The 14,769-nt window shown below is 64.9% G+C and carries 12 protein-coding genes; all 12 read right to left on the bottom strand.

Annotation, left to right across the window (positions count from 1 at the left end):
- Nucleotides 1–38 precede the first annotated feature (38 nt).
- Entirely contained in the window at nucleotides 39–1,304 is a 1,266-nt protein-coding gene (locus ACTJI5_RS20645; RefSeq protein ID WP_310251870.1) for a DUF445 domain-containing protein, read from the bottom strand.
- 70 nt (nucleotides 1,305–1,374) lie between these two features.
- On the bottom strand, nucleotides 1,375–4,791 hold the full coding sequence (locus ACTJI5_RS20640) for an efflux RND transporter permease subunit (protein WP_310251868.1): 3,417 nt from the start codon (nucleotides 4,789–4,791) through the stop codon (nucleotides 1,375–1,377).
- Between the two features lie 46 nt (nucleotides 4,792–4,837).
- On the bottom strand, nucleotides 4,838–6,028 hold the full coding sequence (locus ACTJI5_RS20635) for an efflux RND transporter periplasmic adaptor subunit (RefSeq protein WP_440861625.1): 1,191 nt from the start codon (nucleotides 6,026–6,028) through the stop codon (nucleotides 4,838–4,840).
- A 290-nt stretch (nucleotides 6,029–6,318) separates the two neighbouring features.
- Nucleotides 6,319–6,588, bottom strand: coding sequence for a GlsB/YeaQ/YmgE family stress response membrane protein (locus ACTJI5_RS20630; RefSeq protein ID WP_058536732.1), 270 nt, complete (start codon nucleotides 6,586–6,588; stop codon nucleotides 6,319–6,321).
- A gap of 119 nt (nucleotides 6,589–6,707) precedes the next feature.
- The gene (locus ACTJI5_RS20625; protein WP_058536733.1) at nucleotides 6,708–6,971 is read right to left on the bottom strand and encodes a GlsB/YeaQ/YmgE family stress response membrane protein; all 264 of its coding nucleotides are present in this window, start codon (nucleotides 6,969–6,971) and stop codon (nucleotides 6,708–6,710) included.
- 991 nt (nucleotides 6,972–7,962) lie between these two features.
- Complete coding sequence (locus tag ACTJI5_RS20620) at nucleotides 7,963–9,057, bottom strand: DUF2853 family protein (protein ID WP_440861624.1); 1,095 nt, start codon at nucleotides 9,055–9,057, stop codon at nucleotides 7,963–7,965.
- Between the two features lie 128 nt (nucleotides 9,058–9,185).
- The gene (gene nadA / locus ACTJI5_RS20615; protein ID WP_058536734.1) at nucleotides 9,186–10,175 is read right to left on the bottom strand and encodes a quinolinate synthase NadA; all 990 of its coding nucleotides are present in this window, start codon (nucleotides 10,173–10,175) and stop codon (nucleotides 9,186–9,188) included.
- 71 nt (nucleotides 10,176–10,246) lie between these two features.
- A complete protein-coding gene (locus ACTJI5_RS20610) occupies nucleotides 10,247–10,957 on the bottom strand; it encodes an adenylate cyclase (protein WP_440861623.1) in 711 nt (236 codons plus the stop codon).
- Between the two features lie 65 nt (nucleotides 10,958–11,022).
- Entirely contained in the window at nucleotides 11,023–11,661 is a 639-nt protein-coding gene (locus ACTJI5_RS20605) for a DUF4230 domain-containing protein (protein ID WP_058536736.1), read from the bottom strand.
- Nucleotides 11,662–12,579: an MBL fold metallo-hydrolase gene (locus ACTJI5_RS20600; RefSeq protein WP_440861622.1), complete on the bottom strand. Its 918-nt coding sequence runs from the start codon at nucleotides 12,577–12,579 to the stop codon at nucleotides 11,662–11,664.
- 151 nt (nucleotides 12,580–12,730) lie between these two features.
- Complete coding sequence (locus ACTJI5_RS20595; protein ID WP_440861621.1) at nucleotides 12,731–14,383, bottom strand: M56 family metallopeptidase; 1,653 nt, start codon at nucleotides 14,381–14,383, stop codon at nucleotides 12,731–12,733.
- Nucleotides 14,380–14,748 (bottom strand): BlaI/MecI/CopY family transcriptional regulator, encoded by a 369-nt coding sequence (locus tag ACTJI5_RS20590; RefSeq protein WP_058536738.1) that lies wholly within the window; start codon nucleotides 14,746–14,748, stop codon nucleotides 14,380–14,382. The genes ACTJI5_RS20595 and ACTJI5_RS20590 overlap by 4 nt, the downstream gene beginning before the upstream one ends.
- Between the last annotated feature and the right edge of the window lie 21 nt (nucleotides 14,749–14,769).

The raw sequence follows: 14,769 nt of genomic DNA, 5'->3' as shown, positions 1-14,769 counted from the left end.
GGTTGCCAGCGGCCCCCGCCTCCGCGGGGGCGACGGTATTATATCAAAACATCGACTGTATGGATCAGCACGCCGACAAGCCCGCCCACCAGCGTGCCGTTGATGCGGATATATTGCAGGTCGTCGCCGACGGCATTTTCCAGCCGGTCGGTGATCGTCTTGGCGTCCCAGCCACGGATCGTGTCCGACACCAGCCTGAGCGCGGTCTCACCATAGCTGTCGACGACGCCGACCACCGCGCGGCGCGCATAGCGGTTGAGCGTACGCTTGATCCCCGCATCCTCGCCGAGCATCGCGCCGAACTGGGTGACGAGTTCGCCGATGCGGCCCGCGAGCATCGTGTCGGGGTTGCGCGCGGCCTTGAGCAGCGCGGTGCGCCCCTGCTCCCACAAACCGTCGAGCCAGCGCTTGACCGCCTTGTTTTCGAGCAACTCGTCGCGAACCTTGGCGACCTTCGCCTTCACCTCGGGGTCGTGCTGTAGGTCGAGCGCCATTTTGGCGAGCCCTTCCTCGACGCGGATGCGCAAGGGATGCGTCTCGTCGACCGCCATTTCGCTGAGCAGCTTCGACAGCCCGGCGACGATGCGGTTCGAGATGCTTTCGTCGAGCCCGGTGAAGCGCACGATCGCGTTCGAATTGTCGTGCACCATCTGATGGATCAGATGCTCGTTGAGTTCGAGCGTCTTCGACCCCCATTTGACCATCGCGTCGAGCAGCGGCTGGTGCCGTCCCTCGGCGAGTGCGGCCTGCAATGCCTGGCCGAGCAAAGGCGCGACGTCGAGTTCGCGGAGGCGATCGGCGATCGCCGATTTGACGATGCCGCCGAGGCGCTGCTGGTCGAGCGCGCCCAAACCGTCGGCGATGATCCGCGACGCGCCGAGCCGGAGGCGCCCGCCGCCCTCGCCCGGTTCGGACAGGAATTTTCCGACCGCGCCCGCGACATCGACCGTCTGCATCTTGCGCGCGATCAGGCGCGGCAGCAGGAAATTGTTGAGCAGGAAGCGCGCGAGCGTGTCGCCGATCCGGTTCTTGTTGCGCGGGATGATCGCGGTGTGCGGGATCGGCAGCCCCATCGGGTGGCGGAACAGCGCGGTAACCGCGAACCAGTCGGCAAGCCCGCCGACCATCGCCGCCTCGGCAAAGGCGCGGACAAAACCGATCGCGGGATGGACGTCCTGAAAATATTTCGCGCCGAGGAAAACGAACGCCATGACGATGAGCAGACCCGTCGCGACGACGCGAATGTTCGATCCTCTTGCCGGGATGGCGACGCCAATCGGCCGGGAAAGCGTGCGGTCGGTCATATGAACCAAATGGCGAAATGCCGCAAAGGTTGCAACCGGCGCAGTCGCTTACCGCGCCGGCGCGCTCCCATTATTCCGCCGGTTCGGGCGCGGGCGCGCCGTGCGGCTTGGTATCGTCACCCTTGCGATAGGTCAGCAGGTTGCTCGAGAAGAAGCGGCCGAGGCGCTTTTCGATGCTGTCGGCAAGGCTGAAGCCCGCGGGAACGATCAGCAGCGTCAGCAGCGTCGACAGGATCAGGCCGCCGATCACGACGACGCCCATCGGCGCGCGCCAGGCGCCGTCGCCCGACAGCGACAGCGCGGTCGGCACCATGCCCGCGACCATTGCTACCGTGGTCATCACGATCGGCTGCGCGCGCTTGCGCCCCGCGTCGAGCAGCGCCGCATTCTTCTCGACGCCATGGTCCATTTCCTCGATCGCGAAATCGACGAGCAGGATCGAGTTCTTCGCGACGATGCCGAGCAGCATGAGCAGGCCAATATAAACGGGCATCGAGATTTCCATGCCGGTGATCAACAAGCCGAGCAGGCCGCCCAACGGCGCGAGCAGCAACGACGACATGTTGACCAGCGGCGACAGGAAGCGGCGATAGAGCAGCACCAGGGTCGAGAAGACCAGCAAGAGCCCCGACACCACCGCAATCATGAAGTTCATGATCAGTTCGGCCTGCCACTTCTGATCGCCTTGCACGACCTTGCGAATGCCCTGCGGCATCGTGGTGATCGCGGGCAACGCATCGATCTTTTTCTGCGCTTCGCCGGTCACCAGGCCCGGTGCCAGATCGGCACCGATCACGATGCGCCGCGTCTGGTTATAGCGGCGCAGTTCGGTGGGGCCCGCGCCAAAGCCGATCGAGGCGACCGACTTCAGCGGCACCGTCGTCCCGCGCGCGGTCGGCACAGGCAGATTCTCGATCGTCGCCAGCGCGCGACGCGAATCTTCGGACAGGAGCACGCGGATCGGGATCTGGCGATCGGACAGCGAGAATTTCGCCGCATTCTGGTCGATATCGCCGATCGTCGCGATGCGGATCGTCTGGCTGAGCGCCGACGTGGTCACGCCCAGTTCGGCGGCGAGGTCCATCCGCGGGCTGACGATGATTTCCGGGCGCGGAATATCGCCCTCGATCCGCGGCGAGCGCACTTCCTTGAGCTTTTCCATCTGCGACACGATCAGGCGCGCATGCTTCTCGAGCGCGACCGGATCGTCGCTGCCGATGACCATCGTGATATCGCGGCCGGAAAAGCCGCCCGACTGGCTCTGGAAGGTCACGCGCGCGTCGGGGATCGCCGCCATTTGCGGCTGCAGGCTGCGTTCCCATTCGACGCTGGTAACTTCGCGCTTCTTCTTCAGCGTGATGTAGACGCCGCCGTCGTTGACGTTGACCTCGTAAAAGGCGTTTGCGACATTCTTGTCCTTCGACAGGATCGCGTTGATCTGGTTCGAGATATGCTCGCTCTGCGCCAGCGTCGAGCCCGGTGGCAATTCATAACGGATCTGGCTGTAGTCGCTGTTGATCGTCGGCTGGAACTGCTGCGGCAGGATCATCAGCAAGGCGACGCTCAACCCCAGCGACAGGAAGCCGATGCCGACAATCCAGACGCGATGGTCGAAAAGGCGGGCATAGGCACGCTGGACCATGAACTTCGCCCAGTTGGTGAAGCCCCATTCGCGCATTCCGATGAGCCATGCGAGGGCGCCGAGCAGGATCGCGATCAGGCTGACGCCGAGATACGTCAGGATCGCATCGACAGGCGTCTTCAGCAGGAAGTACATCGCCGTATTGGGCGCATCCTGCCCGACCGGGACCGGCTGAAAATAGGCGTAGATCGCATAAAGGACCGACAGACCGGCGAGCACCAGCGGAACCGCCAGATAGGCGAGCTTCGTCCGATGCGCCTCGTACCGCGCGCGCACCGCATGATGCTTTCTGTTGTCGAGCGTCCATTTGAGAAGGCGCTCATAGCGGTCGACCCACGGGCCCGAGGCATGATCCTGCTCGCCCTGCGCCGACAGGAAATAGGCGGCGATCATCGGCGTGATCATGCGCGCGACCGCCAGGCTGACGAGCACCGCGAAGACAACGGTCATGCCGAACTGGATGAAGAACTGCCCCGAAATGCCAGGCATCAGCGCGACGGGCAGGAAGACCGCGACGATCGACATCGTCGTCGCGACAACCGCGAGGCCGATTTCGTCGGCGGCATCGATCGACGCCTGATAGGCGGTTTTGCCCATTCGCATATGCCGGACGATATTCTCGATCTCCACGATCGCATCGTCGACGAGCACGCCGGCGACAAGGCTGAGCGCGAGCAGCGACAGGCTGTTCAGCGAAAAGCCCATCATGTCCATGAACCAGAAGGTCGGGATCGCCGACAGCGGGATCGCGAGCGCACTGATCAGCGTCGCGCGCCAGTCGCGCAGGAAGAGGAACACGACGACCACGGCGAGGATCGCGCCTTCGATCATCGCGAGCATCGAGCTGCGATATTGTTCCTTGGTATATTCGGTGCGCGTGAAGAGGATCTTGAATTCGACCTGCGGGTTCGCCTTCTTGATCTCGGCGAGCTTCTTCATCGCCTCGTCGTGGATCGTGACGTCCGAGGCGCCCTTCGCCTTTTCGATCGAGAAGCTCAACACTTGGCGGTTGCCGATCTTCGCGAGGTTGCGCTGTTCGGCGTAGCCGTCGGTCACGGTCGCGACATCGGCGAGGCGGATCGTGCGGCCGCTGCCGATCGATATGCGTGTTTCGCCAAGCTGGAAGGCGTTTTCGGCGTTGCCGAGCACGCGCACCGCCTGCTCCGATCCGGCGATTTCGGTACGCCCGCCCGCGGCATTGACGTTCACCTGGCGCAATTCCTGGTTCACCTGGCTCGCGGTGAGGCCATAGCTTTGCATGCGCGCGGGGTCGAGGATCACGCGGATTTCGCGATTGACCCCGCCCGACCGGCTGACCTTTGCCATGCCCTGGATCGAAAGCAGTTCCTTGGCGATCGTATTGTCGACGAACCAGCTCAATTGTTCGAGCGTCATGTCCGACGTTTCGACGGCGAAATAGGTGATCGGGCCGCCCGCGGCGTCGACGCGCACGACCTGCGGTTCGAGGATGCCGTCGGGCAGGTCGCTGCGGATCTGCTGTACCGCCTGGTTGACGTCGTTATAAGCGCGGTCGATCGGGGTGCCGATCGCGAACTGCACCATCGTCCGGCTGTTGCCCTCGGCGACATAGGACGACAGTTCGTCGACGCCGCTGACCGCGCGCACCGCGGCCTCGACACGCTGGGTGACCTGCGTCTCCAGTTCGGACGGCGCCGCGCCGGGCTGCACCACGACCACCTGGACCATCGGAAATTCGACGTCGGGATTGTCGTTGACGTCCATCCGGTTGAAGCTGACGACACCTGCCAGAAGAAGCAGGATGAACATCACAATCGGCGGCACCGGATTGCGAATGCACCAGGCGGAAATGTTGCGAAAGCTCATGATCAAACGCCCTTGTGCACTGAATCTCTAATGCGCCGCTGGCCGGTTACTGCGACGATTTCTGTACCACCGGCTTCACCTTGTCGCCGGGGTTGAGGAAAGCGCCCGCGAGCGCGACGACCTTTTCGGTGCCGGTAAGCCCCGACGCGATCGACACGCCGCCGTCGGTCACGGTCCCGACCTTCACCGGACGGCGCTGGACCGTGTTATTGGCATCGACCACCAGCACGAAATTGCCTTCGACGCCGCTTTGCACGGCGCTTTCGGGGAGGAGCGGCGCTTCCGCCGTGCCGGCAATCAGGCGCGCGTCGGCAAAGCCACCTGGACGCAGCGCCTCGCTGTACGGAATCGCGATGCGGACGGTGCCCTGCCGCGTTTCCATGTTGATGACCGGCGACTTCTGCCAAACCTGTCCCGCGATATTCAGGTTGCTGCCCACCGGGGTGATCGTCGCGCGCGTGCCGACATTGACGCGGGCCAGATCGGCCTCGGCCATCTGGGCCAGCATTTCCATCTCGCCGTCGCGCGTTATGCGGAACAGGACCCCGCTGCCGGCGCCGACGATCTGGCCCGGCTCGACGTCACGCGTCAGCACGAGGCCCGCGGCGGGCGCGACGATATTGAGGCGCTCGTTGCGCGCGGTCGCTTCGGCATATTGCGCCTGCGCGACGCGAACGCGTGCGTTGGCGGCGTCGCGGGTCGCGCGCTTGCGATCCATGTCGGCCTTGGAAATGAAGCCGCGCCCGACGAGCGCCTGCGCGCGCTCGAGTTCGGCTTGCGCCAGTTTGGCATCGGCCTGCGCGACGCGGATCGACGCGGCAAGGCTCGCGGCCTGCTGCGCCTGGACCGAGCGGTCGATGACCGCGAGCGTCTGCCCCGCACCGACCCACTGGCCGGGTTCGACGAGGACGCGAAGGACCTGTCCGCCCTCTCCCGCGACGCCGACGGGCATTTCGCGGCGCGCCGCGATCGTGCCGTTGGCGGAGATCGCCGCCTCGACCGAAACGCGGCCTGGAATGATCACGGTGACGTTGGGCGCCGCAGCCGTACCCGCGTCGGCATCGGCAGCCGCCTTGCCGCTCGTGAAGGCATAATAGGTCGCCGCCAGGGCGAGTGCGATCAGCACCAGCGCGACGATCAGCCAGGTGCGCTTGCGGCGGCTGTCGCCCGCGTCTTCATAAAAGCTTTGCGTGCCCGCCAGGCTGTCCATCACATCCACTTTCCGCTCGTAGTTCACGCCGAAAACCCTCCCTGCCTTGCGCGGCATCATGCTGCGGCAGGCGCAGACGCGCCTGTCCCCTCGACCCCGCACGACAGGATCAATCCACTGCGAGGTGTATTACCTAATTAAATCACCACTGGCAAGAGGCGAAACTTCGCCATCCCCCCTGCGCCCCGGATCGCGGCTCATAGGCTTGTCTTCGTTCAATTTCCAGTGCTTACCGCCATGAAAAAGGGCGGCGCGCCCTGCGGCGGCCACCCTTTTCTTCCGGCCGGTCCGAACGGCCAGCCGTTATCGGCAGGCGGTCAGCGGACCCGGCCGCGCCGCACGAGGTTGACGATCCCGAGCAGGATCACCGCGCCGATGAAGGCGGTGAGCAAGGTCATCGGATCAAAGGCGTTGCCGCGCAGATGTCCGCCGCCCAGGAAACTGCCGAACAGCAAGCGGCCGAGGATCGACCCGACACAACCGACGATGATGTTGAGGAAAATGCCTTGCTGCGCGTCGGTGCGCATCACGATACTGGCGAGCCAGCCGATGATGCCGCCCATGATGATAGCGATAATCCAAGTCATAAGATGACCCCCTACGATCGATGTTGGCGCCTGACCCTGCAGGCATCACTTGGTAACCCAAATATTTGATATCGCCTAGCAGAATGGCGGCGGCGCGATCACGCCCGCCGCCACATCGTTCAGCGGACGCTGCCGCGCCGAACCAGGTTGACGATGCCCAGCAGCACCACCGCGCCGATGAAGGCCCAGAGCAGCCCGATCGGACTGAAGGCATCGAGGCTCGCCCCCATGCCGAAAAAGCTGCCGAGGAAATTCCCGAGGAACGCGCCGACGATGCCGACAACGACATTCAGGATGATGCCCTGCTGCGCGTCGGTGCGCATGACGATGCTCGCCAGCCAGCCGATAATGCCGCCGACGATCAATGTAATGATCAGACCCATGATATTTCCCTTCCTGAACCGGCCGGGCAAGCGCCGATGCCCGGCGATCATGCGAACGTCCGGTCGCGCCCGGACATCGTTTCAACGACGACCAAAGAATGCGGGTCGGGAGCGAAAGGTTCCCGGCCGGCCCGCGTGGGCTCGGCCGGGAAAGTGGGATCGGTTCCTGATCGGGAACGTCTCCGGGTCGCAAGACGCCACTAAGCAGCCGCGTTTGACGCTGATGTGACGAAAGTCACAGGGGTGAAAATAAATGGGATGGGTCCGCGGCACATGCGCGGCCACCATGCGGGCGCTCCGGCCGCCGCATGCGAAATGGGGGCCGACATCGCTGCCAACCCCCACTATCCGGCTTTGCCCCACGTACCTCGCTCCACCTCATCCCGGTCCGCTTCTCTTGCGATCAGCAGCCCGCAAAACGATGCGTTGCGGCGCACGCCGGAACAATCCGGCGACGGTTTGGTCGGCCCCCTTTCGGGGGCCGGCCGCACCTGGAAAGCCCTTCATCATCTCTTCTTGCGTCCGCCGAAGCGGTCGCTGTCCAAGCGATGGACTGCATTTCCTGTACCCAATCGGGTCCGTATCAACTCGTGGGAATCGCTACGTTCCGTGATCAGGCTACCGGTCGATTTCCTCGCCAATCCGTCCGTTCTCTTCTGGCTAGTCTTGCAACTACCCTTGATGTCCCGGTGGTCTGCGTCTCTGTCGTCCGATGATTTGAAGCTGACATGAAGCTTTCGGGCCGCCAACAAAAAATGCGCGCAAAGCCTCCGTGAACCGCCTGCACTTGTGGATAAGTCCGGCATTAGCAACAAGCGGATTCGCTGCAGCATTTTTGTAACAGCCCTGCAGCATTTTCGGATTCAGAATCCGAGCCGACTCGCGGGCACCGCCATCTAATCGACGTCGATTTTCTTGCCCACGAGTCGCGACTCGGCATAAAAAAAAAGCGGGACCCGGAGGCCCCGCTCTCTTCATGCTCGGTGCACGATCAGCCCTTCACGGTGACCTCGACCCGGCGCGCCGCCGAATTGTCGGTCCCGGTCGTCGTCACCTCGGCCGGTTTTTCGAGCACGACCTTGTCGGCCGCGAAGCCGAGCTTCTCGAGCGCCGCCTTGACGCTCTGCGCGCGGTTTTTCGACAATTCGGCGTTGGCCGCGGCATTGCCCGTCGGGTCGTTATAGCCCGATACCGCAAGCGTCGCGGCGGGGTTGCTGTCGAGATAGGTCTTCACCGACGATGCCGCGGTTGTCAGGTCGTTCGACACCTCCGATTTTCCGGTGTCGAAATAGACGGTCAGCATCGGCTTGCCCTCGCGGTCCGCCGCCACGACGCCGGCACCCTCGGGGATGGCGACGACGGGCGCGGCTCCCGTATCGGTGGGCGCGACCGTCTCGCTGATCGCGGTCTCGTCGGTGGCCGGCGCGACTGCGGCCTCCTGTTTCGAACAATAGCGCAGGCCGAAGAACAGCAGCGCCGCCAGAACGAGCAACAGCAGAAGCCAGGGCAGCCAGCCCATGCCGCCGCTCTTTTCGCTTTCGCCATCACCGCCCGAATAGGCGGTCTGCGGACTTGCCGCCGACGGCGCCGGAGCCGCGGGCGATGCCGCCGGCGGCGGGGCCGCGGCGGCGGGAATGGCCGACGCGCCGGCGAGACCCGCCGCAGCCAGCGGGACGGCCGAGGTCGTGTCATCATCCTTGCCGGAATCGCCGTCCAGCCCGCCGACGGCGGCGAGCCCTGCGGCGGCGCCCGCAGCACCAGCCGCGCCGCCAAAGAGCGTAAGCAGGCCGAAATGCTGCGCGAGGAGATAATAGACGGTGACGCGGTTCTTGGTCCGGTCTTCCTTCATCCGTTCGCCGACCCCGGCGATAGCCGCATCGAGCGTGGCGTCGTCATCGGTCAGCCCCAGTTTTTTCTTGAGGAAGTTTTCGCGGACGCGGTCGGTTTCTTTTGTGTCGGTAAAGGAAACGAGCGAGGAATCGCGGTTTCTGAGAGCGATGCCGAGATATTTGACGATCGCCGACACCACATTTTCGTCGGCGTCCGCGACATATTTCCTGACATCCGCCAGCCAATCTTCTGCCATGCGATTTCCTCCTGCTTAGACGCAAGGGTTCGTCGTCAGACGCTCGCACGGGGGGCGAGACTCGCGTCTTAGGAGGCGGAACTTATATCATTTTCCGCGAAAGCAAACATCGCGGCGGGAAATCGGGGCTATCGCTTGCCGAGATCGCCCTTGCCGATCGTGCCCGACGCCATTTCGAGCATCCGGTCGAGGCTCTTGCGCGCAGCGAGGCGGAGGCCCTCTTCCATCTCGATCTGCGGCTTCAAATCGCGCAGCGCGATGTAGAGCTTCTCCATCGTGTTGAGCGCCATGTACGGGCAGATGTTGCAGTTACAGTTGCCGTCGGCGCCGGGCGCACCGATGAACTTTTTCTCGGGCAGCGCGAGCTCCATCTGGTGGATGATGTGCGGCTCGGTCGCGACGATCAGCGTGTCGCCGGGGAAGCTCTTGGCGAACTGCAGGATGCCGCTCGTCGAACCGACATAGTCGGCATGGTCAACGATATGCGGCGGGCATTCGGGGTGCGCCGCGACCGGGGCACCCGGATGCTGCGCCTTCAATTTGATCAGCTCGGTTTCGCTGAACGCCTCATGGACGATGCATACGCCCGGCCACAGCAGCATTTCGCGCCCGAACTTGCGGTTGAGATAGCCACCGAGGTGACGGTCGGGGCCGAAGATGATAGGCTGGCTTTCGGGGATCTGGCTGATGATCGTCTCGGCGCTCGACGAGGTGACGATGATGTCGCTGAGCGCTTTCACCGCCGCCGAGCAGTTGATGTAGGTCAGCGCGATATGGTCGGGATGCTTCTCGCGAAAGCGCTTGAACTGTTCGGGCGGACAGCTGTCCTCGAGGCTGCATCCCGCGTCCATGTCGGGCAGGATCACGGTCTTTTCGGGGCTGAGGATCTTCGCGGTCTCGGCCATGAATTTCACGCCGCAGAATGCGATGACTTCGGCGTCGGTGTCGGCGGCCTTGCGCGACAGCTCAAGCGAATCGCCGACGAAATCGGCGAGGTCCTGAATCTCGGGCTTCTGGTAATAATGCGCGAGGATGACGGCATTGCGCTCCTTGCGCAGGCGCTCGATTTCGGCGCGCAGGTCGAGGCCCGAGAGATTCTCGCGAATGGGAGCAGTCATCGCTTTTCCTTATATGGCTTTAGCCTTGGCGCACCCCCTACACCGCCGCCCGCGACAGGGCAATTCGGCTATCAACCGGCAAGCCGCTCCGCGAGCGCGATGACAGGGGGCGTCATCGCCAAAAGATAGATGGTGATGCGCACCGCGATGACAATCGCCGCGATCGCTTTTGTTGCCGAATGGACGCGCCCCAGCGTGCGGCGATCGTACAGCGCGATGATGCCGACCACGCCCAGCTGGATCAGCCCGATCGGAATGTCCGACCAGCCGATCATCAGCGGCATCGGCAATATCCGGCCGAGTGCGGGTTCGAGAATGACGATCGTCGCCCCGATCATCAGCCGCCGGTGCCACGCGGTCGTATGGCGCCGCCGGATCGCCGCCCACACCATCAGACCAAAGACCAGCGATTCCACAGTCGTGAGCGCGAAGAAATAAGGCGGCGTGAAGAAGGGCGGAAAGCGGTTCAGCACCAGCGACGCGAGGCCGGTGAAGATGCCGAGGCCGGTGATGAACAGCGCGAGCCCCGCGCCGATCCACCCAAGCCGCCGGTGCAGCGCGAGATTATCGCGCGAGACGAGCGTCGGCTGAACGATCAGCAGCGCCAGCCATGCCAGCATCGCCATCCCGTGCAGATGCACCCAGAAAGGCGCCGCGACCGGATCGACGAAGCCCCTCAGCGCGAATTGCAGAAAACCGAAGACGATAAAAATCGCGAGGCCGATCGCCATGCGATGCCAGAAAAGTTCGGCGCGCGCGGCGCCCCCCGCGGTACTAGCCATGCCTGTTCCCCCTGCCCGACCGGGAGCGAGAATAGCGCAGCCTCGAATCTACCGAAAGCGGGGATTTACCCAGATGGCGCGTCGGCGAAGCGCGCGGTTACCTTGGCATCGATCCCCGCGGCTTTCAGCGGCATTGCAAAGCTCTGCTCGACCGCGGTGCGCGCCGCACCCTGCGCGAGGCGCATCGGTGTCGCGCCCTTGGCCTGCGCGATCAGTTCCTCCTGCGCGCGCTTGCGGTTCGCGGCGTCGAGCGTGCGTTCAGCGTCGGTCAGCGTCAGCAAGATCTCGCCGTCGCGATATTCGCTGATCGCGTCGATATCGATCTCGGGGCCCGCGAGCCGCAACGGCGGCAGCGTGACGGTGAGCGCGTTGGTCGCTGCATCCCAGTCGAGGTCGGATTGCTTCAATTTGCCGAGGTCGAGTTCGTAGCGGACCGTGCCCGGCATGATCAGCGTCTTCTTGGCGCTCAGCCCCAGCCGGCTCTGCGTCGAGGTTACGACGGCGACATAACGCGCGGTAAAGGGCACGAGCACATTCTGTTCCTGCAGGCCCTGCAGGCTCGCGGCGACGACGGTTTCGGGATCATAGCCCTTTTGCCAGTCCTGCCAGGCCGCGACCGCCCACCAGACGGCGACGAGCAGCAACGCCGCGGCGGCAAGCAGGATCAGGCGGGGCGCAAGGCGCGCTGGGGAAGCAGAGGTCATTCAGGCAAGTTCCCATTCTTCGTCATGCGCACGCACGATCCCGCGCGTCCGAAGGTCGATCAGGTGCGCGAGCACCGAGCGGCCGGCGGCGCCATTGAGCCGCGGGTCGAGTCCCTTGTACATATGCTTGACCATGTCGGGGATCACGCTCGTCCCCTTTTCGAGTTCGCGCAAAATCTGCCGCTCGCGCTGCTTGCGGTGGCCGAGCATGCCGCGCACCAGCTGCCGCGGCTTGGTCACCGCGGGGCCGTGCGCGGGATAATAGACACGGTCTTCACGCTCATAGAGCTTCGACAGGCTCGCCATATAGGCGGCCATATCGCCGTCGGGCGGGCTGACGACGCTCGTCGACCAGGCCATGACATGATCGCCGGTGAACAGCGCGCCGCTCTCGACAAGCCCGAAGCAGAGATGGTTCGAGGTGTGGCCGGGGGTCGCAACGGCTTCGAGGGTCCAGCCGTCGCCCGAAATGCGCTCGCCGTCGGTGAGCACGCGGTCGGGGGAATAATCGGGGTCGAACGCCGAATCAGCGCGCGGCCCGTCGTCGGACAGCGCCAGCGGCGCGCAACCGATGATCGGCGCGCCCGTCGCTTCTTTCAGCGGCGCCGCGGCGGGCGAATGATCGCGGTGCGTATGCGTGCAAAGGATCGCGGCGACGCGCTGGCCTTCGGTCGCGCGCAGGATCGCGTCGACATGACCGGTGCCGTTGATGTCGGCCGGGTCGCCGATGCTGAGCCCCGAGCCCGTCGGACCCGGATCGATCACCGCGACGTCGCTGCCCGCCCCGACGATCCACGTCTGCGTGCCGGTAAAGGTATAGGGCGACGGGTTCGGCGCGAGCACGCGACGCACCAGCGGTTCATGCTGTTCGCATTCGCCGGCGCGGATGCTGTCGGGCCAGGGCTTTTCTTCGCTCATGCCGCCCATGTGGCATCGCGCACCGCGAAGGAAAAGGGATGGGTGCGAAAAAGCGCACGTGAAAAAGGGAGCGACATGCGCCGCCCCCTTTCCCCGCCCCTGCCGCCGGCCCCACCGGGGAGTAAAAGCCGGCGTTAGAAGCTGCTCGGGCTCAGTTGCCCGATTTCTCGATCTCGGCGATCGCCTTTTCGAGGTCGGCGGCGACCTTGGCGCGCATGTCTTCGGACAGGCCGCGCGCGCGTTCGCCATCGGCAAATGCCTCGCGCGCCTTCTTCAGTGCCGAGAGCCGCGCCGCTTTGGCTTCGGGTCCGTCGCTGCACGCGAACATCATCACGTGGCTGCGCTTGTTGCCGGTGCTTTCGTCGCGGTTGACGATCGGCGCCGCCTTGCCGTCACCGCATTTGCCCAGGACCATCGCCTTGCCGTGAGTGCTCCAGGTGCCGTGCATTGGGGGCATGGGCGGCATCGGGTGCATCGGGGCCATCACGGTGCGGATACGTTCCTTGCGCTTCGCCTCGAGCTTGTCGGCGATCGCCTCGGCGCGCTTGCCGGCGATGCCCTGTTCCTTCAGCGTCGCGATAACATCGTCGCGCGACAGGCCGCCGGGGGACCGGATTTCGATGCGGCGCATCTTGTCCTTGCCGTCGGCTAGTGCCTTGCCTTCGCTGTCGCCGTCGCGGCGGATGACGATGCGGTGCACCTCGCGCTTCTTCTTGCCGTCGTCGGTCGCGGCGTCGTCGCTATGCTCGGTGAAGACCATCGTGCCGGGCGCGTCGGGCGCCTCGGGCGGCAGCGGCGGTTCGGGGGGTGCCGGCGGCGCGGGCGGTTCGCCGAGGTCGGCGGTCTGCGCCTTCGCCACGACGATCCCCGCGGGGACGAGCGTCGCGGTCGCGCCGAGCACGGCGAGCGTCGCGCTGCCGATCAGCAACCGGCCGACAAGACCGCGCTTCTTTGAAATATCCCCTTGCGTCAACATCGTCAGCCTCTCCTGCAGATTATCGTGGACCGCCATCGGCGCGGCGAGCGACAGGCGCGGCCCGACCGCCGCCTTGACGATCGCGGTCGCATAACGCGCGGTCCGCTCGCGCCGCTCGTCGCAATGGGTCATCGTCAGCACGCGCGCGTCGCACGCCGCCTCCTGATCGAAACGAAAGGCACGGATCGCGCGCCAGGCGAAGGGGTTGAACCATTGGGCGGCGAGCAACACGAGCGCCGCGCTGTTCGCCCACAAATCGCCGTGGCGGTGGTGCGACAGCTCATGATCGATCGCGAGCGCACGCTCTTCGGCGACATAGCGCGCGAAGAAATCGTGCGGGACGGCGACATAGCGCTGCCACAGGCCGAAAGCTACCGGACCGTCGACCGCATCGGACATCACCAGCCGGATGTTGCCGATCGGCTCGAGCTCGACCGCCTCGCCCAGCACCGCGCGGCGGAACCGCCGATGCGACACCATCGCGGTCACGATAACGGCGATCATGCCCGCCGCCCACAGCGCGAAGAAGAGCGGCACCAGCTCGGCGAGCGTCCAGAGCGGTTCGGCTGCAGCGGGTGCTGCGATGGGCAGGCCAACGGGCACCATCACCGCCATGTCGGCCGCAGGCTCGGGCATGATAACCACCGGATCGGCAAACGGCAGCGGCGGCAGCACCAGCCGCAGCGCGGGCACCGCCCACAAGGCATAGGTCAGCCGCGGGCCGAAATGGCGCGCAAAGGGTTTGCGGACGATCAGGATCAAGAGGACGAGAAGGCCCGTGGTCACGAGCGTATCGGCCCACGCCTGGAGCAGCACAGCGGCGCTCATGACTTCAGCCTCTTGAGCAGCGCCTCGATTTCGGCGATGTCGGTGTCGGTCAGCGCCTCGCGGTCGGCGAGATGCGCGATCAGCGGGCTTACTCGCCCCCCGAACAGGCGATCAACGAAGCGCTGCGATTCCTCGCCGACGGCGTCGGCGCGTTCGATCGCGGGACTATAGAGATAGCGCCGGCCGTCGGCTTCCGCCGTCACCGCGCCCTTCTGGACAAGCCGCGCGAGCAAGGTCTTCACCGTCGCCTGCGTCCAGCCGTTGATCTTGCCGATGCGCGAGGTCAGGTCCGCGGCGGTCTGGGGGGCTTTTTCCCACAGCGCCGACAGCACCTGCATCTCCGAATCGCTTGCTCGTTCTGCCATGCGGACCCCTCCCATTGGCGT

The sequence above is a fragment of the Sphingopyxis sp. 22461 genome, assembly GCF_052044915.1.
GTDB lineage: Bacteria > Pseudomonadota > Alphaproteobacteria > Sphingomonadales > Sphingomonadaceae > Sphingopyxis.
This window is presented reverse-complemented; position numbering and strand designations above follow the sequence as displayed.